Source organism: Franconibacter helveticus LMG 23732 (genome assembly GCF_000463115.2).
Taxonomy (GTDB): Bacteria; Pseudomonadota; Gammaproteobacteria; order Enterobacterales; family Enterobacteriaceae; genus Franconibacter; species Franconibacter helveticus.
This window is the reverse complement of the sequence record NZ_AWFX01000042.1, coordinates 84,728-108,284: the sequence shown is the minus strand read 5'-3', so window position 1 is coordinate 108,284 and position 23,557 is coordinate 84,728. Positions and strand designations below refer to the sequence as shown.

The window sequence follows — 23,557 nt, the reverse complement described above, 5'->3', positions numbered from 1 at the left end:
CGCGCTGGCGCGCTCAGGTTTTCTATCGCATCGCAAGGACAAACAAACAGGCAGATGCCGCAGCCAACGCACCGCTGCTCATCAAGCCGCATGCGGCCTTCAGTAAAGCGAAAAGCCTGCGCGGGGCAGCGCGTCCGGCAGGCTTCACAGCCGCTTTGCCTGACGCGCTGATGGAGACATTACGCCCCCACGCGCGGCGGCGCGGGGGGAGCAACCAGTGAAAATAACTTCACAGTTCGACGATGAAAAAAAGCTGTCGCAGCAGCACTTCCGCCACAATTAACAGCACAGCGCCTGCCCGCAGCCAGAGCGCGCTTCTGGGGCGCATAAGGCTGATGATAAGCAACAGCGCGCCCGCCGCTGAAAGGCTCCATGCCAGAAGCCGCAACGGCCACAGGTGCGAATAAACCTCCAGCGCCGGTAGCGGAAACGTTACTGTCACCTCGGCCGAGGAAAGAAAGCTCTGGTACAGGGGCTGGAATAGCAGCCGAACCAGCAGCGTCGTAATAATCAGCAGCGTAAGGCCGCGCTGTACCGAAACCGGACATTCGCCCCGGTAATCAAGGCGCAGCAGCAGGATCGCCGCGCCCAGCACCGCTGCCGCGCCGTAAAACATAACCCAGGTAGTGACGTGCATCCATGTCGCTACCGACGAGTAACGGTAAATGGCCCCCATGCAGCCGATATCGACCAGACCAGCCAGCGCAACCAGCCACAACAGCGCTGGCGGGATCCGGCCTTTACGCAACGCCAGCAGCGTACACAATGCCGCCAGCGCCAGAAACAGCCCGGCCATTACAATCTCGCGGCTAAGCCAGGAGCTGGAAAGGTGGCGCAGCGCGTGAAACGCGTTCAGCGGGTATCCCAGATGCAGCGTTGAGGCCGCAAGCCCCAGCGCGCCGGCGAACAGCACCGCAAAAAGCGCCGGGAAGGTTAACAGGCTCCGCTGCCCGGCCCGACAGGCCGGCGTTTCGCAAAGCAGCATCATCAGCCAGTACCCCACTGCGCCCTGAAACAAGAGCGTAAACGCCATCAATGGCCATTCAGACATGGTTTTCATCCTCTTTTTCTGCGCCATGATGCGCCTTGACGACCAGATTTGGCCGGGTGATGGTGGAGTCAGGCAGCCCTTTTACGTCGCACAATTCGCCATAACGCGCCCGCAGCGTTGCTATGGGGCCAAACTGAATGGCCCCCAGCGGACAAGTCGCCACGCAGATCGGTGATTTGCCTTCGGCGAGCTGATCGATACAGAAATCGCATTTCGACATCTGCCCGGTGACGGTGTTGCGCTGCGGCGCGCCGTAAGGGCATAACCACGCGCAGTAACCGCAGCCGACGCATTTGTCGGTATTTACACGCACGATGCCGTCTCCGGGACGCTTATGCATCGCCGTGGTCGGGCAGTTTTTAACGCAGATGGGGTCGGCGCAGTGGTTGCAGGAGAGTGAAAGCGTATAAGCGAAGACGTTATGGATTAACCCGCCCTGCCCGGTCGGCGCGAAACCGCCCCCTTTCACTTCATACACCCGACGGTAACGACGGCCCGGCTCAAGGTTGTTTTTATCTTTGCAGGCTACCTGACACGCTTTACAGCCCGAGCAACGGGCGCTGTCGATATAAAAACCGAGCTGCTTTTCGCTGACCGCCGCGAACTCTTTAAACTGACTCATGCTTTGTTACCTCTACCAGCAGGGTTTGATGGGCGTTGCCTTTCGCAAGGGGCGTAATGCGTGAAGTGGTAAGGACGTTGGCGCAGCCGCCGTGATCCACGCCGGAGACATCAGGCTGCCACCAGGCGCCCGCCTGCATCGCCACCACGCCTGGCATAATGCGCGGCGTCACTTCCGCAGGCACCAGCGTGACCCCGCGGTCGTTGAAAACACGCAGCTTGTCGCCTTGCTGAATGCGGCGGGCCATGGCGTCCTGCGGGTTTATCCAGAGTTTTTGCGTCTGCACTTCCTGTAGCCAGGGGTTGGCATACTGCGTAGAGTTGGCGCGGTTTTTCCCTTTCCAGGTAATGAGCTGCAACGGGTATTTTTCCCGTAGCGCATCCTGCGGCCCTTCTTCGGTGGGGACATAATGCGAAAGCGCCGGAATCGCCGGGTTGTTCATCTCCCAGAGGCGCTTAGAGAAGATTTCGATTTTGCCTGACGGCGTGGCGAAGGGATGGTTATCCGGGTCGCGGATGTTCTCTTCAAAAGCGACATAAGGCGGCTCTTTGAAGTAAAAGTGGCGCTGCTCGCGAAGCGCGGCGAAGCCCGGCAGCGCCAGGTCGGCACAGGCCTCCCGGGTTTTCTCCCAGATGTGCGCTACCCATTGCTGTTCGTCGCGCCCTTCGCTGAACCGCTCGCCGATCCCCAGCTTTTGCGCCACATCGCACAGCCAGTCGTAATCTGAACGGCGCTCAAACTCCGGCTCAATGAGTTTTTCTGACAGCATCAGGTAGTTGCCGGTGCCCCAGGTTTCGCCAATGTTCCAGCGTTCCATAAAGCTGGTTTCCGGCAACAGCAGGTCGGCGTAACGGGCGCTGGGCGTTAAAAAGAGATCGCTTGCGACGATAAACTCTACCTTCGACTCATCTTCCAGCACCTTTACCGCCTGGTTGATATCGGGGTTCTGGTTCGCCAGATAGTTGCCCGCCAGGCTGAAGATCATCTTAATGTTGCTGGTGAGCTTATCAGCCTCTTTCAACCCCATCTCTGGCGTGACTTTGCTGGCGTCATCGCACGCCTGCACCCAGTTCATGATGGAAATCTTTTCTTTAACCGGGTTGGCAATGGCCCAGGGTTCGGCGGCGAATTTTCGGTTGCCGATGCCGCCATAGCCCGCCGCCCAGCCCCCTTTTACCCCTACGTTGCCGGTAATAACGGCAAGGAGCGTGGAACCGCGCGCGGTACGCTCGCCGCAAAGGTGACGCTGCGGCCCCCAGCCCTGAATCAGCGCGGCGGGTTTAGCGGTGGCATACTCACGCGCCAGCTGGCGTATAGTCTGCGCCGGCACGCCGGTTATCGGCTCCGCCCACGCCGGCGTTTTAACCACGCCATCTTTTTTACCCGTTAAATAAGCGACCAGCGATTCATTTTCCGGCACGCCTTCCGGCATTTGCGCCTCATCAAAGCCCAGCGCGAAGCGGTCGATGAATGCCCGATCGTGCAGGTTTTCGCTGATGATGACATACATCATCGCGTCCATCAGGGCGTTATCGGTGGTGGGCCGCAGCGGGATCCACTGATCCGCCAACGACGCGACGGTGTCGGAATAACGCGGGTCGACGACAATAAAGCGCGTGCCGCGCTGCTTCATTTTCTGAAAGTAATAATTGCTGTGGCCGAAGATGGTTTCGTTGGGGTTGTGGCCCCAGAGGATCACCAGCGGGGTATCAAGCAAGGTATCAAGGCTGCTGCCGCTTTTGGCGGTGCCGTAAGTGTATGGCGTGGCGGCGCCGGTATTGCCCATGCTCACCGAATGGTAATACTCAAGGTAGCCGCCCGTCATGCTGAGCAGGCGCCGGGCCATTTTGTCGCCGGAAAACGCGCCGCCCGAGACGGCGGTATTGTTGTGAACGAAACGCGATGCCGGGCCATATTTTTTGGTAATGCGCCGCAAGTTATCGGCAATCAGCGTTGTCGCCTCATCCCAGCTTATCCGCTCAAACTTTCCTTCTCCGCGCTTGCCCGTGCGCTTCATAGGGTATTTGAGCCGGTCCGGATGATAGACGAACTGACGGTAGCCGCGTCCGCGTACGCAGGCGCGCATGACCGGCATTTGCGGGTCAACCTGGTCATCCGGGCAGGTGGTCACGCGCGTTACCACCCCATCCTGTACGTGGGCGCGAATATCGCATTTCCCGCCGCAGTCGAACGTACTACAGGTCGCCACCACCCGCGCCGGCGCAGAGGCGGCTTTCGCCGCGGCTTCGCTTTTCTGCGCGTTGAAAGTAAACAGCGGCGCGGCGGCCAGCGCTGAAGTCGTCAGCAAAAAACCCCGCCGCGATACGTTTAGCCCGCCAGCCTGCTGCTGCGCTTTTTCTTCTTCCATCATTATCCCCTTATCAAAAGGGGGTATTGTGCGTACCCCGGACGACGCGGAGTTTGATGATTATCAACTGGAAAAAATGAAAGCGCCGGTTGGCAAAAGTTTCAGAAAAACGCGTGGTTAGTGAGAAAAGCGCGTCGCCCGGGCGGGCAACGCGTCAGGATCAGGGGGTATGGATAAGCTCCCGCGCCGCTTTTACCGCTTTCGCGTTTACGGGCGCGCCGTGGTTACCCCAGCTGTTGCGTACGTAGTTCATCACATCCGCGGCTTGCTGGTCGTCCAGCGCCCAGGCGTAGCCCGGCATGCTGTACGGCAAGTGCGCCTGAGTAACCGGCGTTTGCGCGCCCTCCAGCAGCACGCGGGTTAAGGTCAGCGGATTGCTGCTGTTCACCGTCAGATTGCCTTTCAGCGACGGCACGGCGTAATCGGCGCCCTCACCGTTGCTGCCATGGCAGGTTGCGCAGTAGCGCCCGTAAATAACATGACCGTTATTCATGGCGCTCTCGCTTACCTTCTGTGCTGGCTGAGGCTGTTCCGCGTTGCCCTTCAGGCTCAGCAAATAGCTGGCGATAGCGTTGAGATCGTCACTCGTCAGGTACTGGCTGCTGTGCGTCACGACGTCATCCATCGGCCCGCTCAGCGCGGCGTGCTTGCTGCGTCCTTCGCGCAGCAGCATCGCCAGATCCGCCTGCGACATGTTTAGCCCGCGCAGCGAAGGAGCGTACCAGCCATCCAGTTCGGCGCCGGCAAGAAATTGCTCGTCGCTGTCGCTAAGCGCTTTTTCCTGCATCGCCGCGCCGCGTGGCGTGTGGCAGGCGCCGCAGTGGCCCTCGCCCTGCACCAGATAAGCGCCCCGGTTCCAGGCGGCGTCTTTGTCCGCTCGCGGCGTAAAAGGTTTGGCATCAACAAACAGGCCGTTCCAGGCGGCCAGCGGCCAGCGCAGGGAGAGCGGCCAGGGGATGTCGCTTTCGCGGTTCGCCGCAGGCTGCGGCTTGACCTCGTTCATCAGGTAGTCATAAAGCGCGCGGAGATCTTCATCGTTCATTTTCGCATAGGAAGGATAAGGCATGGCCGGGTAGAGACGATGACCGTCTTTAGCCACCCCGTCGCGCATGGCGCGGGCGAACTCATCGAAACGATAAGCGCCGATACCGTGGTTTTTATCCGGCGTGATATTGGTGGAATAGATCGCGCCGAGCGGCGTGGCGAATTTCAGCCCGCCCGCCAGCGGCGCGCCGTTTTCCGTGGTGTGGCAGGCCATGCAGTCGCCCGCCCGCGCCACATATTCGCCTTTGCTCATCGGCTCGGCGTTGGCGCCTGCCGCCAACAGCGTGAGGGTTAACAACGTTAAACGTTTCATGCGCCCTCCTTCGCCGCCATCTCATGCAGCTCTTTTACCGCACGGTAGCCCTGGTCGATGGCCGAGTTAGCGTAGGGGCTCCAGTCGGCGTCGGAGTTGGCGATGGTGATGCGGCCCACTGGCTGGCGCGCCTGTTCGATAATTTTCTGCGACCCTTCTTCATCGTCAAACAGGCCGCTGTAAAAGTAGGAGTAGCCGTGGGACCAGCGGTTGACGGTGATAGCGGCGATATCGCGCTCGTGGTCAAAGCCCGCTTCGCCAAACATCCCCTGTAGCTGTTCGCGGATCATCTGCTCATGCACCTCAAACGGCGTGCCGAGGAGAAACGCGCGCCCTTTGCGAAACTGCTCGCGGGCGCTCAGGCCGCTGCCCGGGAAGGTTGGCACATAAACCATATGCAGGCCAATCGGCTGCGCAGGGTCGCGCGGATGCGCGTAGCCGCCCATATCCACCGGATAGTCGAGCTTTACGCGGCTGTATGGCGCGGCGGGCGAGTAAATTTCATGCACGCCAAGCGTGATAAACGGCTGCCAGTTGCGAATAACCACCTTGCTGTAAACCAGCGGCGCCTTGACGTTTTGTTTCAGCGCCGCTTTTTGCGCCTCTGGCATTTCCGGCACCAGATAAGGGATCATCATATTGTACCCCGCCATCACCGCCTGCCCGCCTTTCACCTTGTGCAGCTTGCCGTCGCGCAGATAAGTGACCTCCACCCCGCCGTTAACGTTGGCGGCGTGCACGCCGGTGCTGTTCAGGCGCAGACGCACCGGGGAGCCAGCGTTATCAAGCTGGCTGTAATCAAACTTCGCCAGCACGATGTCGTCCATGGTGTTGCCCGGCGCAACGGCGGGAATAAGATGGCGAACCATCAGGCGCGCAAGCCCTGCGTTGCCGTCCGGGAAATGGTAGATATAAGGCTCTTCGAGATCCGCCAGCGATTCCGGGTCAAGCGGCGGCAGCCCCATTCCTTCAAGCCCCGGCAGCGCGCAGATGCGCGCATCGCTCGCCGACGTGCCGTCGATGCCGATAGCCTGAAAGTCATTGGTGCGCTGCTGGAAGTAGCGAATGGCGCTGTCGCTTAAGCCCACTTTTTCCCGCAGAAACTGGCTATAGCTGTGGCTGTCCATCCACGCCTGTTTCTCTTCAATGCTCATCCCGGCGAGATAATCTTTCTGTTCAGTATGCAGCGATATCAGCGCTTCACGGTCGGCTTGCGGTAAGGGGAAGTCATTGATAAACGCGTTGATATCACGGGCATTCATGCGATCCGGCGGAATATCATCCGCCACCGCGCGGCCAGGATCGCCTGCAACGATTTTATTGACGCCAAAATTTTTCTTATCGAAAAAGACGCCGCGGCTGAGGTTGAGATCCGGGTAAAAGGTCTGGTCGAAGCTTTTCGCCATCCCTTCAATGCTGACATTCAACGTTTTTAGCAGCGCCATCGCCGTTTCGCTGAAGTTGTTGCGCGGCGACTGGAACGATTCGCTGCCGCCGTAGCCAAGCACCGTTTTACCGTCGACGTTGAATTCGTTGCGTTTGGCGTGGCCGCCAAAGTCGTCATGGTTATCAAGAAGCAGAATACGGCTCGTCTTGCCGCGCAATTCCTGCCAGAAGCAGGCGGCGGCAAGGCCGCTGATGCCCGCGCCGACAATCACCAGGTCATAGGTTTCTTCAACCGGCACGTTTGCCGGGTTAACGTTTTTCCCTTCGCGCCCCAACGCGTGCGCAGCCTCAAACGAGCCGGGATGGTTACCGCGAAGGCCAGTCAATACCGGCGGGTAATAGAGCGAGCGGGCGGCGGTTTGCGGCGATGCGCGCAGGATTTGCCAGGGGGTGACGCCCGCAGCAACGGTGATAGCGACGCCGTTGATAAAATCGCGCCGGGTGATTGCCATAAAGCTTCCTTAACAGACAAAAGTTATTGTTTTATTGAATTGTTATCGCAGGATACAGAATTTTCGCCTGCCAGACACCCGGCAGGCAGAGCGCATCAGGCAGAGCGCATCAGGCAGAAAGTTTTCCGGTCTGGGCGACTTCATCCAGCCGCTGCTTTATTTCGTCGAGCGCGCGCAGCAGGTTTTGGTCCGCCTCGGTCGCGGTTTCCCCTTTTCCCGTTACGCTAAAATGGTAGGTTTCTTCACGGCAGGTCGCGGTATAGATGTATTCCCCGTTCGGCTGCTGTTTTTTCTCAATTGACAGTGACATGCGTCCTCCTTTCAGTCGCGTTTACTCAAAGGGTAGAGTATTTTCGCGCTTCAGGTTGCCTGCCGTGCGGGAAATCCAGAGACGTGCCACCGGGATGTGAGCGGTTTCAATATCCTGATGGCATTAAGGAATAACCGAAAGTTCCGCCAGCCGGAAATGGTCCGGTTTAAAAATTCGCGTGCGGCAGCGGGTATGGATTTGCCACGCCTGTCTGGGTTGCAGATCAAAAACAATATCCGTGCTGTAACCCACCACCATGCCGTTTTTCAGCAGATTAAACGCGACATAAACCTGGCGCAGCGGATGCGCAGTCAGATTCTTCACCAGCCCTTCAATATATAACTGCCCTTCAACGGACTTCACAAAATGAAGATCGGTGATATCAATCTTGCTTTCCGCCGCCTGCGCAGCGTGAAAGTTAAACAGCAGCACGAAGAGCGTCAGCATTAACAGGTATTTCATTGCTTTCCAAAATGAAGTGTCCTTCAGCCGGTGCGGCTTACAGGCAGTTGTTACGTAAAGGTTAACAATCCTAACCGATTAAAAGCGCAGTTTTAATCGGTATAAATGTTAAAAAGTAACGGGATGTGAACTTTGTTGCTCACTTTGCTGCGCGTGTTGTAATTCTCTGCTTTCGATGCGTTTCTACTTTAGCGATGCCGTTTTAGCGATAAGAAGTCGAATAAAAAACATCAGATTATGCTTAAGGCAATATTATGTTTCAGCCCGGCGATAAAATGTGGATTAAATGCATGTTCTACAGCACAAAAGGTTAACTTTGCGGCCTTGTGTAGTTGCAGGTCATTATCTAAATTTCCCCGCGTGACGACTGTCACAGGTAACGAATGATGCTTTGCATCGCCTCTGAAGGTGCGTGGATTTCCACCTTCAGAGGTTTCTTTTTTTACCCTGTCTGCGGCCCGCGCAACGTTGAGTTTGTCATTCACCGGGTTGCAGAATTATCGCCGTCAGCCACTGTAAGCTATCACCCTTATAGTTAATCGCTTTATTAATAAGATATGGTTAACAAACTCTCGATGTATTTCTCGCCTCACTATTTGTATACATTCAATCAGCAATAACCCTTAAACACACCTGTTTTTTGATCGGCTTAATCGCCCCGCTGCCGATTATGTTTCCACAGACAACAGAACCTATATTCGTCGCTATTTTTCTTAACGATTTCGCGTTGAGCACACTTATTTTCCTGATGATTTTTACGGAATTATTCTTCTGCATGACATGCTTTATCTGATTGTAAAAACCCCCGCTGCAAGATGCGTAAGAGCCAGCGAAGAAAGGCGAAACCATTAACAGACACGGCATCGCCCCAATCAAATCACCGATGTTAACCTTTAGTTGGAAACATACGCCGTCACGTCGGAAATCATGACATCAATGGCGCCTTTAACGTCAGCCTGGGTGATAGGCGCATTGCTATTTGAAATTGAGCCGCCATAACCTTTTCTGACGACTTTAGCGACGGTTTCATTTGTTGAGACATCGATAGCTTCAGCCTCTAAAAAAAGCGTGGCATTCTGCGAGCGCTGGCCCGAAAGCGCCATGGTGCCGGCGACAACCGCAGTGACCGGCAATACCTCATAAAATCTTAAATCTTTATTTTCTGCTGAAACGGCTGCAATAGCGGTTTTAAGAATGAGACCGCCAGGTTCCGGTTGCGAGGCAATGCGAATATGCGCGCCTAAGGCGCTTCTCAGCCGTTGGTCGGTATACAGGCGCACCTGTTCAAGCGTTTGCTCAGTCACGCGTTTATTGGGCATGGGTTTGGGGTAATAAATAACGGGGGCGAAATAAAGGCTTTTATAATTGCTTAGACGAAAATCAGGCGCTACCCAGCGCAGCACCTCTTGTCCGGAAGCGGTTTTAGCTGGCGCTAAATTGGAATAGTCGGCAATGAATCCTGAATATTGTTTTGTTTCTGTCACTTTTGACGAGCAGCCCGCAAGAGCGCAGGCGAGCAATATTGCGCCCGCTTTTAACGATAACGTTGTGGTGACGTTCATGAAGCCTCCGGAGGATATTAAACAGCGCGTTTTTTCACAGCTAAATTATAAAATATGCGTTGAAAATAACAGGCAGTCCGTAAGGAATTTCAATAAACAGCGAAAGATCTCACAAAGCCGATGAGCGCTGTTTTTCAGCAGATAAAAATTCGCTTACGCCGCGCGCAAGGGCTTCAAAGCGCAGCGTAAGCGATGATTAATCACACCGCAGCGTTAGTGTTTTATCATCACATGGCGCACCACGGTGTAATCTTCCAGCCCGTAAATCGACATATCTTTGCCGTAGCCGGAGTGTTTCTGCCCGCCGTGGGGCATTTCGCTGACCAGCATAAAGTGCGTGTTCACCCAGGTGCAGCCGTATTGCAGACGCGCGCTTAAGCGGTGGGCGCGGCCCACATCCTGAGTCCAGACGGACGACGCCAGGCCATATTGCGAATCGTTAGCCCAGGCGAGCGCCTGCGCTTCGTCATCAAACGGCGTGACGCTCACCACCGGGCCGAATACTTCACGCTGCACAATGGCGTCTTGCTGTTTCGCCCCGGCGATGACCGTCGGCTTGAAGAAATAACCTGGGCCGTCCAGCTTTTCGCCGCCCGTCACCACCTTCACGTGCGGCAAGGCTTTGGCGTCGTTGACCGCCTTGCTCACGCGCTCAAGGTGCGCGAGCGAGCTGAGCGGCCCCAGCTCGGTCGTTTCATCTTCCGGCGCGCCCTGCTTTATGCTTGCCACCGCCGCGCCCAGTTTTTCCACCAGCTGCTCGTAAATGCCTTTTTGCGCATAGACGCGACAGGCGGCGGTGCAATCCTGCCCGGCGTTATAAAAACCAAACGTGCGGATGCCTTCCACCACTGCATCGATATCGGCATCATCAAACACCAGCACCGGCGCTTTGCCGCCAAGCTCCATATGAGTGCGCTTAATCGACGAGGCGGTGCGGCTGATAATGTGCTCGCCGGTGGCGACAGAACCGGTAAGCGAAACCATGCGCACTTTCTCATGGCCCGTGAGCGGGTCGCCTACCGTCTGGCCGCGGCCGAACAGCACGTTCAGCACGCCTGCCGGCAGGATATCTTTCACAAGCTCCGCAAGCTTCAACGCCGTGAGCGGCGTAATTTCCGAAGGCTTCATCACCACGCAGTTACCTGCCGCCAGCGCGGGCGCAAGCTTCCACGCCGCCATCATCAGCGGATAGTTCCAGGGCGCGATGGATGCGACAACCCCCACCGGATCGCGGCGGATCATCGAGGTATGGCCGCTCAGGTATTCGCCGGCAGCCAGTCCGCTCAGGCAGCGCGCGGCGCCTGCGAAGAAGCGAAACACATCCACTACCGCCGGAATTTCGTCGTTGATGACGCAGTGCAGCGGTTTACCGCAGTTTTGCGATTCAAGCTTCGCGAATTCGTCGGCGTTGCGCTCAATGACGTCGGCGATTTTCAGCAGCGCCTCCGCGCGCTCTTTCGGCGTCGTCTGCCCCCACTGCGCAAAGGCGGCGTCGGCGGCGTTGACTGCCGCATCCACCTGTTCAGCCGTGGCCTCAGCGATGTCGAGCAGCACTTCTCCCGTCGCCGGGTTGTAAACGGGCAGCTTTTCCCCTTCGCCGCTCAGGAGTGTTCCGTTAATCAATAGTTGATTCTGCATAGCGTTTTCCTTTGAACGAAAAGTTATTTACCGCCGCCGGCGACCATGTCGCCTTCGCGGGTCAGCCACCAGGCCCCTAAAATGGGGATCATCGTCACCACCATCACCAGCAAAGCCACCACGTTTGTGACCGGCGCATCGCGGGGACGGCCAAGCTGGTTGAGTAACCAGAGCGGCAGCGTGCGCTCATGCCCGGCGGTAAACGTGGTGACGATAATCTCGTCGAACGACAGCGCGAAGGCGAGCATGCCGCCCGCCAGCAGGGCCGTGCCCAGGTTCGGCAGAATGATATGCCGGAAGGTTTGCCAGCTGTCGGCCCCGAGATCCATCGAAGCTTCAACCAGGCTGTATGACGTCCGGCGAAAGCGCGCGATGACGTTATTGAACACCACAACCACACAGAAGGTGGCGTGACCGACCACAATCGTCAGGAACCCTGGTTCAAAGTTTAGCGTTTTAAACGCGGTCAACAGCGCGATGCCGGTAATAATTCCTGGCAGAGCGACGGGCAAAAGCAGCAGCAGCGAGATGGCGTCTTTGCCGAAAAACTCCCGCCGCCAGAGCGCAGCGGCGGCAAGCGTGCCGAGCACGAGCGCAAGCGCGGTGGCAAGCGCCGCTACTTTCACCGAGAGCATCACGGCATCAAGAATATCTGACCTTCCTGCCGCCACGCTGAACCAGTGCAGGGTAAAACCCTTGGGCGGAAAGCTGAAAGCCGCGTCTTCCGTGTTGAAGGCGTAAAGGGCGATCACCAGCAGCGGAAAATGCAGGAAGATAACCCCGCCCCAGGCGGCGATCCTTAGCAAGAGCGGCGCGCGTTCAGAGTGCATCGAAAGCCCCCAGGCGCTTCACGAACGCCAGATAAACCGCAATTAACACGATCGGCACAAGCGTAAAGGCCGCCGCCATCGGCATATTGCCAATCGCCCCCTGCTGGGAATAGACCATGTTGCCGATGAAAAAGCCCGGCGGCCCAACGAGCTGCGGCACGATAAAATCGCCAAGCGTGAGCGAGAACGTAAAGATAGACCCCGCCGCCACGCCCGGAATGGCGAGCGGCAGAATAACGTGCCGAAAGGTTTGCGAAGGGCGCGCCCCCAGGTCTGCCGACGCCTGCAACAGCGAAGGCGGCAACCGCTCAAGCGACGCCTGAACAGGCAGGATCATAAACGGCAGCCAGATATAGACGAAGACCAGGAAGCGGCCCAGCCCCGAGGTGGAAAGCGTGTTGCCGCCAATGCCGGGCACGCCGAGCAGCGCGTTCAGCAGCCCCTCAAGCCCCAGATGCTGCAAGAACCACTGCGCCACGCCGTCCCGCGCCAGCAATAACGTCCAGGCGTAGGCTTTAACGATATAGCTTGCCCACATCGGCAACATGACGGCGATGTAAAAGAAGGCTTTCATCTTGCCGCTGGTGTAACGCGCCATGTAGTAAGCCATCGGGAAAGCCAGAACCGCGCAGGCCAGGGTCACGGCTATCGCCATCGTCAGCGTTCGCAGGATGATGTCGTAATTGGCAGGGATAAACAGGGCGCGCAGATTGGCAAGCGTCAGGTCTGGCGTCACCGACATGGTGAAGTCGTCAAAGGTATAAAACCCCTGCCACAACAGCGTGAGCAGCGAACCCAGATAGATAATGCCGAACCAGAGCAGCGGCGGCAGCAGCAGTAAAAAGAGCCACAGCGTCGGGCGCTGCCAGAGCAGCGTGGTAATGCGGCGCAGAAATCCTTCACGCGAGGAAGCAGGCATGACGGTCATCTCCATCTTACCCCTCCCCGCGCAGCGGGATCATCGCCTCTCGCGCCCAGGACGCGGTGACCTGCTGTCCAATGCGAAAGTCGCCGCCAGCCAGCGCGCTGTGCAGGTTCGCCTGGCTTACCAGCAGCTTTTCGCCGCCCGCGAGGCGCAGCTCAAGGCGCGTGGCGGCACCCTGGTACTGGATCTCCTGCACGGTGCCAGCGACCTGAATATCGCCCGCTTCATTAAGCCGGATATGCTCAGGGCGCAATGAAAACGCCCCCGGCGCGCCGCACAACCGCTGCGCCAGTGCGTCATCCAGCACGTTGGCCGTGCCGACGAAGCCCGCCACGAACGGCGTGCGCGGACGCATATAAAGCTCGCGGGGAGAATCGACCTGCTCTATACGGCCATTATTAAAGACTGCCACGCGGTCGGACATCGACAGCGCTTCGCCCTGATCGTGAGTGACGAAGATAAAAGTGATGCCCAGGTCACGCTGCAACTTTTTAAGCTCTACCTGCATCTGTTCACGAAGCTTGAGATCGAGCGCGCCGAGGGGCTCATCCAGCAGCAGCACCCGCGGCTGGTTCACCAGCGCCCGGGCGATGGCGACGCGCTGGCGCTGGCCGCCGGAGAGCTGCGACGGTTTGCGGGCGTGGGTAAAACCCAGCGCGACGCGCTCCAGCGCCTCCTGCGCCCGGGCGAGCCGCGCTTTCTTCGCCACGCCTTTCACCATCAGCCCGTAGGCGACATTTTCCAGCACCGACATATGCGGAAAGAGCGCGTAGTCCTGAAACACGGTGTTGACGTCGCGCTCCCAGGGCGGCAGTTCGCTCGCCTCGCGGCCAAAGATGCGAATAGCCCCGGAAGAGAGCTGCTCAAAGCCGGCAATAAGACGCAGGCAGGTGGTTTTGCCGGAGCCGGAAGGCCCCAGCATAGAGAAAAACTCGCCGTCATTTATCCGGATGGTCACATTGTCCACTGCGCGAACGTCGCCATAGAGCCGGGAGACATTTTCAAACTCGACTGCATACGACATAAAAAACTCCCGGGCGTTAACGGCCGCCCATAATGGCGATGTAATCCTGCGTCCAGCGGCTGTAGGGAACGAACTTCCCGCCCTGGGCGACCGGCGTTTTCCAGAAGACAATTTTGTCGAAGAATCCCATGCCGTTGGTCTCGCAACCTTTATCGCCCAGCAAGGCGCTCGCTTTGCAGCCTTCCACCACGGCAGGCAACGAACCAAACCAGGCGGCAACGTCGCCCTGCACTTTCGGCGTGAGCGACCAGTTCATCCATTTGTAAGCGCAGTTAGGGTGTTTGGCTTCGGCGTGCAGCATGGTGGTATCCGCCCAGCCCGTTACGCCCTCTTTCGGAAAGACGGTGGCGATGGGCTGGCCTTCGTTTTTCAGCGCGTTCGCCTGGTAAGGCCAGGCGCTGGAGGCCACCACCCCTTCGTTTTTAAAATCGCTCATTTGCACTGTGGTGTCGTGCCAGTAGCGGTGGATGAGCTGATGCTGGTCGCGCAACACTTTCAGCACCGCGTTGTATTGCGCCTCGGTAAGCTGATACGGGTCGGTAATGCCTAAATCGGGCTGTTTCGCTTTCAGATAGAGCGCGGCGTCGGCGATATAGATAGGCCCGTCATAGGCCTGCACGCGCCCCTGGTTGGTTTTGCCGTCCGGCAGGTTTTGCTTCTCGAAAATCACCGCCCAGCTGTCCGGCGCCTGCGGGAACGTTTTGGTGTTGTACATCAGCAGGTTTGGCCCCCACTGATAGGGCGTGCCGTACACTTTGCCGCCTGCGTTAAACCAGTCGCCTTTAACCAGCCGCGGATCGACATTTTTCCAGTTCGGGATAAGCGCGGTGTTAATGGGCTGCACGCGTTTGCCCATAATCAGGCGCAGCGAGGCGTCGCCGGAGGCGGTCACCAGGTCATAGCCCCCTTTCGCCATCAGGCTGACCATTTCATCGGAGGTGGCGGCGGTTTTTACATTAACCTCGCAGCCGGTCTCTTTTTCAAAACCGCTGACCCAGTCGTAGTTTTTATCGGTTTGCCCGTTTTCGATATAACCAGGCCAGGCGATGATATCGAGGCGGCCTTCGCCTTCGCCAATGGCTTTGGGAGGTTCAGCAGCCTGGGCGGTAAGCACGGTCAGGCACAGCGCAGAGAGCGCGCTAAGCGCGAAAGATTTGCTCATGATTCTTTTACTCCTGTCTGAATTAATTAGCCGGCCGCCTTGCCGTAAAAATATCTCCCGAAATAACCATATACGTAGCGAAGAGAATTCTCCCGCCGCATGTAAAGATTTTGTTAAGGTTGTGACAAGCCGCGCACTCTTTGTACTCTGCGAAGAAAGTTGCAGAATTAATTGCGCGCTTTTTCATAGTGTAGACAGTAGGTTAGCTTTGTGAAGCGCGAAGAGAAAAGTATCAGAATTCCCTATGACCGGAATGATAAGTTGTTTGCGTGAAATAGATAAAACGGCAGTTTGTTTTATTTTTTTATTATTTCCACCGTGCGAATAACTTATTCTTTAAATGAGAAAGCCCGGCGGTAAAAAGTATATAACCCGCCGGGCAAGCCAATTAAAACCATCAGGCGCTGAGCGACGCAGGGGCGGCTAACGCGCGACGAATAAGGTCGGCAAGGCGGATAACCGCCTGCTCTTCCCGCTCTCCCCATTCCCAGGAGGCGTTGAAGCGAAAGAAATTATGCCAGGCGTCGCTGGTAGAGAACATGCGCCCTGGCGCGATGCTTATCTGCTGGCGCAACGCCTGCTCGCCAAGCGCCCCCGCATCCAGCCCGGCGGGCAATTCAATCCATAAAAAGTAGCCGCTTTCGCTGCGGTGAATGCGCACCCCGGCGGGAAGATGGCGGCGCAGCGCCTGCCAGGCCTGCTGCTTACGCTCGGCAAGCTGGCGGCGCAGGCGACGCAAATGGGCGTCATAGCGGCGAGTCGCCAGGTAATCCACCAGCGCCATTTGCATCGGCGAACTGGTTGAAAGCGTGCTCATCAGCTGTAACTGCTGAATACGCCGCGCGTGGCGGCCTGCCGCCACCCAACCAATACGAAACCCCGCCACCAGACATTTTGAAAAAGAGGAACAGTGCAGCGTGATGCCTTTCTCATCCCAGGCGCGCGCCGGCAAGGGTTTGTCGCGCCCGTAGTAAAGCTCGCTGTAAACGTCATCCTCAATCAGCGTGACGTTATGCTGTGAAAGCAGCGCCACCAGCCGCGCCTTTTTCTCCGGGCTTAAGGTAAAGCCCAGCGGATTTTGCGCGTTGGTCATCAGCCAGCACGCTTTCACCGGGTAGTCTTGCAGCGCCTGGGCGAGCGCGTCGAGATCGATGCCCTCTTCGGCGTCGGTCGCCACCGACAGCGCCTTCAGGCGCAGCCGCTCCAGCGCCTGCAACGCGCCATAAAAGCAGGGGTTTTCCACAATCACCCAGTCGCCCGGCTCCGTCACGGCTTGCAGGCTCAGGTTAAGCGCTTCGAGCGCGCCGGCGGTGATCACTATCTCCTCTGGCGAGACGTTAACCCCCTGCTGGGCATAACGGCGGGCGATGGCGTGACGCAGCGCTTCGTTGCCCGGCGGCAGGTTTTCAATCACGCTCATGGCGTTAGCGTATTTACTGACGTTGGACAGCGAGCGGTTAAGCTGCGCGAGCGGGAAAAGGCGCGGGTCCGGGAAAGCAGAGCCAAACGGCACCACCGAGGCATCCGTACTCGCCTGCAACACCTCGAAAATATAGGTATTGATATCAACTTGCTCGTCGCGGCGGATCTGCTCGGGCGGCTGGGGCGTACGGGCCTGCGGCTGCGGCGCCACGTAGTAGCCCGACTGCGGACGGGCGACGATGACCCCCTGGCTTTCCAGCATCTGATAGGCATGGCTTACCGTCATCAGGCTCATGCCGCTGCTGGCGACCTGCTCGCGCAGCGAGGGCAGCCTGTCGCCCGGATGCCAGACGCCAAGCGCAATCTGGTCGATTATCTGCTGCACCAGCCGTTGGTACTTTTTCATGCTTGCCCTCCCTGCGACGGGAGCCTGTTTTAACAAAGAGTTAACGAGTATAAAGCAATCGCCTGCCGCTTGGTTAGATCAGCTGCGTAAAATCGCAACTTTTTAATTAACTGTTATAGTCAAATAGCGCCATTCTGTTTCTGCAAGTTTCAGCCGCGCCCGAGTACTCTTTGTCGCAGACAACGTTATGTCATGAGGTTTGCATGTTTGGTCTAGACGCTTTTATCCTGGCAAGGATTCAGTTCGCCTTTACTGTCTCTTTCCATATCATTTTTCCCGCCATTACCATCGGGCTTGCCAGTTACCTGGCGGTGCTGGAAGGCTTATGGCTCAAAACCAAAAACCCCGTGTGGCGGTCGCTTTACCATTTCTGGGTGAAGATTTTCGCCGTTAACTTCGGCATGGGCGTCGTTTCCGGGCTGGTGATGGCTTATCAGTTCGGTACTAACTGGAGCGGCTTCTCTGAGTTCGCAGGCAGTATTACCGGCCCGCTGCTCACTTATGAAGTGCTCACCGCCTTCTTCCTGGAGGCGGGCTTTCTGGGCGTTATGCTCTTTGGCTGGAATAAAGTGGGGCCGGGGCTTCATTTTCTTGCCACCTGCATGGTGGCGCTCGGCACACTGATGTCGACGTTCTGGATCCTCTCCTCCAACAGCTGGATGCACACGCCGCAGGGCTACGAAATCCATAACGGCCAGGTGGTGCCGGTAGACTGGTTCGCCGTGGTATTTAACCCTTCGTTCCCTTTCCGCCTGCTGCATATGTCGATAGCGGCGTTTCTCAGCAGCGCGCTGTTTGTTGGCGCCTCCGCCGCCTGGCATCTGTTACATGGCAACAATACGCCTGCGATTCGCCGGATGTTTTCCATGGCGCTGTGGATGGCGCTTATCGTCGCGCCCATCCAGGCCTTTGTTGGCGATATGCACGGTCTGAATACGCTTAAGTATCAGCCAGCCAAAATCGCCGCTATTGAAGGCCACTGGGAGAACCCGCCGGGCGAGGCGACGCCGCTGCTGCTCTTCGGCCTGCCGGATATGGAAGAAGAGCGCACGAAATATGGGCTGGAAATCCCCATGCTCGGCAGTCTAATCCTGACCCACAGCCTGGACCAGCAGGTACCGGCGCTGAAGGAGTTTGCGAAGGATGAGCGGCCTAACTCCACCATTGTCTTCTGGTCGTTTCGCATCATGGTGGCGATGGGGCTGTTGATGATCCTGATGGGGGTGCTGAGCCTCTGGCTGCGCCACAAAGGCACGCTCTACCGCTCGCGGCCTTTCCATCACTTCGCGCTGTGGATGGGCCCCGCCGGTCTGCTGGCGATCCTCGCCGGCTGGGTGACGACGGAAGTGGGCCGTCAGCCCTGGGTGGTGTATGGCCTGCTGCGCACAAGGGATGCGGTTTCCGGCCACGGCGACTTGCAGATGAGCCTGAGTCTGCTGACGTTTATCGTGGTCTATTCCGCCGTCTTCGGCGTGGGGTATTACTACATGGTGCGGCTTATTAAGAAAGGCCCGCAGCCTGTGGATCATCTGCCCTCTTCAACCACCGGCACCCCGGCGCGTCCGCTTTCAGCGGCTGGCGAATCTCTGGAACAGGAGAAACCGTAATGGGTATCGATCTCTCTTTAATCTGGTTTGTAATAATTGTCTTCGCCACGCTGATGTACATCGTGATGGACGGGTTCGATCTCGGTATCGGCATTCTCTTCCCGTTCGTGCGCGATCCGCATGACCGCGACGTTATGGTAAACACCGTTGCGCCGGTGTGGGACGGCAACGAAACCTGGCTGGTGCTGGGAGGCGCAGGGCTGTTCGGCGCCTTTCCGCTGGCCTACGCGGTGATTATTGATGCGCTGACTATTCCGCTCACGCTGATGCTGATTGGCCTTATTTTCCGCGGCGTAGCCTTTGAGTTTCGCTTTAAAGCGGTTGCCGCGCACCGTGCGTTCTGGGATAAGTCTTTCGTTTTCGGCTCCCTGCTCGCCACCTTTTGCCAGGGTATCGTGGTCGGCGCAGTGCTGAACGGCTTTTCTGTAACGGGCCGTCGTTTCAGCGGCTCGGCGCTGGACTGGCTGACTCCCTTTAACCTGTTCTGCGGGTTCGGGCTGGTGGTGGCCTATGCGCTGCTGGGCGCAAGCTGGCTGGTGATGAAGAGCGAAGATCCGCTGCTAAGCCGCATGCGCAGCGTGGCGAAGTCGTTGCTGGTGGCGCTGCTGGTGGTAATGGCGATTATCAGCGCCTGGACGCCGCTTGCGCATTCCGCCGTGGCGGAGCGCTGGTTCACGCTGCCGAATCTTTATTTCCTGCTGCCGGTGCCGGTGCTGGTGGTGCTGTTCAGCCTGGGCCTGTGGCGCAAGCTGGCTGACCCGGCAAGCCACACGCTGCCGTTTGTGCTGACGCTCGGGCTGATTTTCTTAGGGTTCAGCGGGCTTGGCATCAGCATCTGGCCGCACATTATTCCCCCTGACATTACCCTCTGGCAGGCCGCCGCGCCGCCTGCGAGCCAGGGCTTTATGCTGGTGGGCGCCCTGCTTATCCTGCCGGTTATTCTGATGTACACCTTCTGGAGCTACTACGTGTTCCGGGGCAAAGTACAGCACGGGGAGGGTTATCATTGATGGCGGCGCACACTCCCTTATGGAAACGGCTGCTCTGGATGGCGGCCATCTGGGTCGCCAGCGTGTTGGCGCTCACGGCGGTGTCGATGGTGTTCAGGATGCTAATGACCGCGGCGGGGTTAAAGACGCATTAGGTTAAGCAAAGGCAAAACTCAACAAGGCGGGCAGGCACGTTGCCGCCCGCCTGGTATCGCCGTTCACTCGCTAATAAATCATTTATCCGCGTTAATTGTCAGGCCCCAGCAGAGGGGCACTGAATTTCATTAATAGTCGCGTCATATTTTTGCCGATCGTTCTTTTTAAGTTCGGCAAGGGCATTATTAAGCAGGAGTCTGTTATTGCCGTGAGCCAATACCTGGTCCAGCCATTTATCATCATTTGCCGTATGGTTAATGTCGCAGTGCTTTTTCAGGTCTTTAACAATAGTGCTTTTATAAGAGTAGAATTCTAAACTCGCCATCGGCGAATCGGCTATCGCTAGCGCAGAAACAGACAGGCCAAAAGTAAAAGCCGCAACTTGATGAAGTTTCATATTCCTCTCCTGGGTTAACAAGGGCAGTCAAAAACTCAGCGCGTTTTATTTCTCACCAGCATGCCGTTGAAGGCCTGTTTGCCACCTTCTGTTCCATTGTAGCCAGAAACGGCGGCTGTAATTAAGGTTAGCGAACCCATCGCATGACCGTTATTTGCCCGTAAAAGATAATGTTACAGAGGGAAAGAAGCCCTCGCGCTGACGCGCGAGGGTAAGCCCGTTTATGGCGTAACGATATTGAACCAGAATTCAAATTTATCCATGTAGCCGAGCATCGCATCGAGTTTGGCGCCGTCGCCGGTAATTTTCACGTCGCCGCTCTCCTGCGCCTGTTTCAGCGTCACTTCTTTAAGGATAATTTTATTCAGCGTATCGCGGTTCAGGGTAATCGTGGCGTCGGCATTCTGCGCCTGCGCATCCGCGGTGTGGTTCAGCACGCCGTTTTCCAGCTCCAGCTTATATTTGCCGCCATCGTTGCCAAGGTCGATATTGAATACCGATTTAGCGCCTGCGGCTTTTTCACCGTTGATATGCACCGCAAGATAGTCGAAGAACATTTCCGGCGTCATAGCCCGCACCGTATCCGGGCTGGCGGTGTTTGGCGTTGGGCCTTGCATTACGCCGTTTCGCAACTCCTGCGCGCCGGTAAGGTAGAAGTTACGCCACGGACCGGATTCTGCCTGGTAACCCAGCTGTTCCAGCGCGTCGGCTTCCAGGTTGCGCGCCGCCTGATTATTGGGATCGGCGAAAACGACTTTGCTTACCACCTGCGCCACCCAGCGATAGTTGCCCTGGTCAAAATCACTTTTTGCCTTTTGCAGAATGGCATCCGCCCCGCCCATATACTCCACAAATTTCTTCGCGGCTTCCTCGGGCGGCAACTCATCCAGGGTCGCCGGATTGCCGTCGAACCAGCCAAGATAGAGGACATAAGTGGCTTTCACGTCGTGGCTTACCGAACCGTAGTAGCCGCGGTTGGCCCAGGTATGGGCCAGCGAATCCGGCAGTTTGAAGTTAGCGGCGATTTCGTCACGCGTCATCCCTTCGTTCGCCATCCGCAGCGTCTGGTCGTTAATGTAGCGGTACAAATCACGCTGGCTTTTCAGCAGATTGAGCACATTTTCTTTGCCCCAGGTCGGCCAGTGATGCTGGGCCATAATGATTTCTGCTTTATCGCCCCAGCGTACAATCGCCTGGTTAATGTATTTGGACCAGGGCAGCGGTTCACGTATTTTTGCCCCACGTAACGAGTAAGTGTTATGCAGGGTGTGGGTGACATCTTCAGCGGATTCGATAAGTTTCTTCTCTTCAATGAACCACAGCATTTCTGAAGGCGCCTCAGAGCCTGGCGCCAGCATAAAATCATAGGTCAGGCCGTCAATCACCTCTTTCTGCCCATCTTTTTCAATGATATTTGTCGGGGCGATTAGCGTTACCGTACCGGCAGAGGTCGTTGTACCCAGCCCGGCGCCAACCTGGCCTTTGGCGTCGGGTTTCAGCAGGTTGCCATACATATAACTGGCGCGGCGGCTCATTACGTTACCTGCCATAATGTTCTCCGCAACCGCCGCCTCCATAAATCCGGCCGGGGCGTAAACCTTAACTTTGCCCGACTTAACATCCTCTTCATTCACTACGCCCCGCACACCGCCATAATGGTCGACGTGGCTGTGGGTATAAATAATGGCAACGACCGGTTTTTGGCCCCGGTTTTTGAAGTAGAGATCCATGCCGACTTTAGCGGTTTCCGCAGAGACCAGCGGGTCCACCACCGTTACGCCCGTCTGACCTTCAATAATCGTCATATTTGAAAGGTCGAGGTTGCGGATTTGATATACGCCTTCGGTCACTTCAAACAGCCCGCTGATATTAATCAGTTGAGACTGCCGCCATAAACTTGGGTTAACCGTATCTGGCGCTTTATCCCCTTCTTTGATAAAGGCATACTGCTGCGGATTCCAGATAACATTGCCTTGCTCGCCTTTAATAATTTCCTGCGGCAGTGGCGCGATAAACCCTTTATGGGCATTGGTAAAATCGGTGTTATCAGAGAAAGGGAGCTGACTAAACAGTGCGTTGTTGGCTTGCTGGGTGGCGGCGGTTGCCTCTTTTGGCGCTTCAGCTGCCCAGGATGCTGCGGAAACGAACAAACCTGCGAGCGCGAAACTTCTGACAATCGGTTTGACTTTCATCCTAAAACCTCTCAGTGAACTTTACGATGTTTGTTAAAACGTCTGGTCCTGGCTGAAATGTTTCAATAAATGCAAAGAAAAACGAACAAATATAAATAAATATAACCATGCCTTTTTATTGGGCAATAAATTAAAAAGAAAAAATGATTAACAAAGGGCCGGTTATATTAATGAGATAGTGTTAATCCGAGGTATTTTCGTTATGTATTTGTTTATTGGATCCACGACTCGGAAAAACAGAGCAATAAAAAATAAAGTTTTTTACTCCCGCTTCGATGCCGCTTTATTCATTAACGCTTCGCTTATTTCCGCACCGGTTTCTGTTCCTGGATTTTTTATTCATTAACGCTTCGTTTATTTCTGCACCGGTTTCTGTTCCGGGATCTTTTCTCGCCTTGCCCCTCTCCCGCCCCCTCCGCTATGCTTTCCCGCTCTTACTTTTAAGGAGCCTGCACGATGAATTACCTACTGCTCGGCGTCGCCATTATTTGCGAAGTTATCGCCACCACCTGTCTTAAGCTCTCCGACAGCTTCACGAAATTGCTGCCGAGCATCGCCACGGTAGTTTTCTATGGGCTTTCGTTCTACAGCCTGACTTTCCCGATGCGAACGCTCCCAACCGGCGTGATTTACGCTATCTGGTCGGGCGTCGGCATTGTGCTGATCGGCGTGGTGAGCTGGCTGCTGCTGGGGCAAAAGCTGGACTGGCCAGCCATACTCGGCATGGCGCTGATTATCCTGGGGGTGCTGGTGATAAACCTCTTTTCCCGCTCCGTCGCGCATTAAGCTCAACGCCGCCTCAACAAAGACAAATCCTGCAAATGCTTTGCAATCCTGACAACGCCTTTTCAGCGCTTTGAACTTCGCAATAATAAACAGACGTTATTATTGCGATAGTGCGCGCACCGTTGGCAGTTAAGGGATCCGGGCAAATGTTAAAAAAGGCGCTAAGCGCTCTGCTGCTTTGCGGCGCGCTCTTTTCCGGGCAGTATGCCGCGCATGCGGGCGAACATACTTTTTTCCGGGTTAAGAACCCCGATGCTCAGTTGCGCCATGAGGCCGACAGCGACGAACTGCGCGCCGTGGCTGAAGAGGCCGCCGACGCCCTGCGCGAACGCCACGGGTTCAGCGCCCGCAAACCCGCCCGCCAGTTACCATAAAAAAGCCCGCTTAAGCGGG

At 56.7% G+C, this 23,557-nt stretch carries 22 protein-coding genes and 1 pseudogene; 5 read left to right on the top strand and 18 right to left on the bottom strand.

The features are described 5' to 3' along the window. Positions 1 to 23: 23 nt before the first annotated feature. From DW56_RS23045 to DW56_RS10765, 16 genes and pseudogenes are all read right to left on the bottom strand, one after another. Positions 24 to 140, bottom strand: a pseudogene (locus DW56_RS23045) (4Fe-4S binding protein); the annotation flags it as partial. An 89-nt stretch (positions 141 to 229) separates the two neighbouring features. Then, complete coding sequence (locus tag DW56_RS10830; protein ID WP_024554467.1) at positions 230 to 1,051, bottom strand: dimethyl sulfoxide reductase anchor subunit family protein; 822 nt, start codon at positions 1,049 to 1,051, stop codon at positions 230 to 232. Further along, the gene (locus DW56_RS10825; RefSeq protein WP_024554466.1) at positions 1,044 to 1,673 is read right to left on the bottom strand and encodes a DMSO/selenate family reductase complex B subunit; all 630 of its coding nucleotides are present in this window, start codon (positions 1,671 to 1,673) and stop codon (positions 1,044 to 1,046) included. Before DW56_RS10825 ends, DW56_RS10830 begins: the two co-directional genes overlap by 8 nt. Continuing rightward, a complete protein-coding gene (locus DW56_RS10820; protein ID WP_024554465.1) occupies positions 1,660 to 4,041 on the bottom strand; it encodes a DMSO/selenate family reductase complex A subunit in 2,382 nt (793 codons plus the stop codon). Before DW56_RS10820 ends, DW56_RS10825 begins: the two co-directional genes overlap by 14 nt. A gap of 160 nt (positions 4,042 to 4,201) precedes the next feature. Continuing rightward, a complete protein-coding gene (locus DW56_RS10815; RefSeq protein ID WP_029589809.1) occupies positions 4,202 to 5,398 on the bottom strand; it encodes a c-type cytochrome in 1,197 nt (398 codons plus the stop codon). Further along, positions 5,395 to 7,296, bottom strand: a complete 1,902-nt coding sequence (locus DW56_RS10810) for an NAD(P)-binding protein (RefSeq protein WP_024562310.1) — start codon at positions 7,294 to 7,296, stop codon at positions 5,395 to 5,397. Before DW56_RS10810 ends, DW56_RS10815 begins: the two co-directional genes overlap by 4 nt. Before the next feature lie 109 nt (positions 7,297 to 7,405). Further along, a complete protein-coding gene (locus DW56_RS10805; RefSeq protein ID WP_024554674.1) occupies positions 7,406 to 7,606 on the bottom strand; it encodes a hypothetical protein in 201 nt (66 codons plus the stop codon). A gap of 123 nt (positions 7,607 to 7,729) precedes the next feature. Further along, positions 7,730 to 8,068, bottom strand: a complete 339-nt coding sequence (locus DW56_RS10800) for an FxLYD domain-containing protein (RefSeq protein ID WP_024554675.1) — start codon at positions 8,066 to 8,068, stop codon at positions 7,730 to 7,732. Positions 8,069 to 8,298: 230 nt separating this feature from the next. Then, complete coding sequence (locus tag DW56_RS22420; RefSeq protein ID WP_139152847.1) at positions 8,299 to 8,553, bottom strand: hypothetical protein; 255 nt, start codon at positions 8,551 to 8,553, stop codon at positions 8,299 to 8,301. 408 nt (positions 8,554 to 8,961) lie between these two features. Beyond that, the gene (locus DW56_RS10795) at positions 8,962 to 9,630 is read right to left on the bottom strand and encodes a DUF3313 domain-containing protein (protein ID WP_024554676.1); all 669 of its coding nucleotides are present in this window, start codon (positions 9,628 to 9,630) and stop codon (positions 8,962 to 8,964) included. 213 nt (positions 9,631 to 9,843) lie between these two features. Then, a complete protein-coding gene (gene patD, locus DW56_RS10790; RefSeq protein ID WP_024554677.1) occupies positions 9,844 to 11,268 on the bottom strand; it encodes an aminobutyraldehyde dehydrogenase in 1,425 nt (474 codons plus the stop codon). A 23-nt stretch (positions 11,269 to 11,291) separates the two neighbouring features. Next, positions 11,292 to 12,098, bottom strand: coding sequence for an ABC transporter permease (locus DW56_RS10785; protein WP_024554678.1), 807 nt, complete (start codon positions 12,096 to 12,098; stop codon positions 11,292 to 11,294). Further along, positions 12,088 to 13,032: an ABC transporter permease gene (locus DW56_RS10780; RefSeq protein ID WP_024554679.1), complete on the bottom strand. Its 945-nt coding sequence runs from the start codon at positions 13,030 to 13,032 to the stop codon at positions 12,088 to 12,090. Before DW56_RS10780 ends, DW56_RS10785 begins: the two co-directional genes overlap by 11 nt. Before the next feature lies 1 nt (position 13,033). Continuing rightward, entirely contained in the window at positions 13,034 to 14,047 is a 1,014-nt protein-coding gene (locus DW56_RS10775) for an ABC transporter ATP-binding protein (RefSeq protein ID WP_024554680.1), read from the bottom strand. A gap of 16 nt (positions 14,048 to 14,063) precedes the next feature. Continuing rightward, positions 14,064 to 15,209 (bottom strand): putative ABC transporter substrate-binding protein YdcS, encoded by a 1,146-nt coding sequence (ydcS, locus tag DW56_RS10770; protein WP_024554681.1) that lies wholly within the window; start codon positions 15,207 to 15,209, stop codon positions 14,064 to 14,066. 397 nt (positions 15,210 to 15,606) lie between these two features. Continuing rightward, positions 15,607 to 17,037 (bottom strand): aminotransferase-like domain-containing protein, encoded by a 1,431-nt coding sequence (locus DW56_RS10765; protein ID WP_024554682.1) that lies wholly within the window; start codon positions 17,035 to 17,037, stop codon positions 15,607 to 15,609. A gap of 203 nt (positions 17,038 to 17,240) precedes the next feature. Between DW56_RS10765 and DW56_RS10760 the strand changes: the two genes are divergently transcribed. The 3 genes from DW56_RS10760 to DW56_RS21695 are packed head-to-tail and all read left to right on the top strand — an operon-like array spanning position 17,241 to position 19,788. After that, positions 17,241 to 18,644: a cytochrome ubiquinol oxidase subunit I gene (locus DW56_RS10760; RefSeq protein ID WP_024554683.1), complete on the top strand. Its 1,404-nt coding sequence runs from the start codon at positions 17,241 to 17,243 to the stop codon at positions 18,642 to 18,644. Next, positions 18,644 to 19,654, top strand: a complete 1,011-nt coding sequence (cydB, locus tag DW56_RS10755) for a cytochrome d ubiquinol oxidase subunit II (RefSeq protein ID WP_024554684.1) — start codon at positions 18,644 to 18,646, stop codon at positions 19,652 to 19,654. Before DW56_RS10760 ends, cydB begins: the two co-directional genes overlap by 1 nt. Beyond that, positions 19,654 to 19,788 carry a DUF2474 domain-containing protein gene (locus DW56_RS21695; RefSeq protein ID WP_064503433.1) on the top strand — a complete coding sequence of 45 codons (135 nt, stop codon included), beginning with the start codon at positions 19,654 to 19,656 and terminating at the stop codon, positions 19,786 to 19,788. The genes cydB and DW56_RS21695 overlap by 1 nt, the downstream gene beginning before the upstream one ends. Positions 19,789 to 19,886: 98 nt before the next feature. Here the strand turns inward: DW56_RS21695 and DW56_RS10750 are convergent, their stop codons facing one another. Beyond that, the gene (locus tag DW56_RS10750) at positions 19,887 to 20,186 is read right to left on the bottom strand and encodes a YicS family protein (protein ID WP_024554685.1); all 300 of its coding nucleotides are present in this window, start codon (positions 20,184 to 20,186) and stop codon (positions 19,887 to 19,889) included. A gap of 221 nt (positions 20,187 to 20,407) precedes the next feature. Beyond that, positions 20,408 to 22,378, bottom strand: a complete 1,971-nt coding sequence (locus tag DW56_RS10745) for an alkyl/aryl-sulfatase (RefSeq protein ID WP_024554686.1) — start codon at positions 22,376 to 22,378, stop codon at positions 20,408 to 20,410. 456 nt (positions 22,379 to 22,834) lie between these two features. Here DW56_RS10745 and DW56_RS10740 point away from each other — a divergent pair, with 456 nt between their 5' ends. Both DW56_RS10740 and DW56_RS10735 read left to right on the top strand, forming a co-directional pair. Further along, on the top strand, positions 22,835 to 23,164 hold the full coding sequence (locus tag DW56_RS10740) for a DMT family transporter (RefSeq protein WP_024554687.1): 330 nt from the start codon (positions 22,835 to 22,837) through the stop codon (positions 23,162 to 23,164). Positions 23,165 to 23,310: 146 nt separating this feature from the next. Beyond that, complete coding sequence (locus DW56_RS10735) at positions 23,311 to 23,538, top strand: DUF2554 family protein (protein ID WP_024554688.1); 228 nt, start codon at positions 23,311 to 23,313, stop codon at positions 23,536 to 23,538. The last annotated feature ends 19 nt before the right edge of the window (positions 23,539 to 23,557 follow it).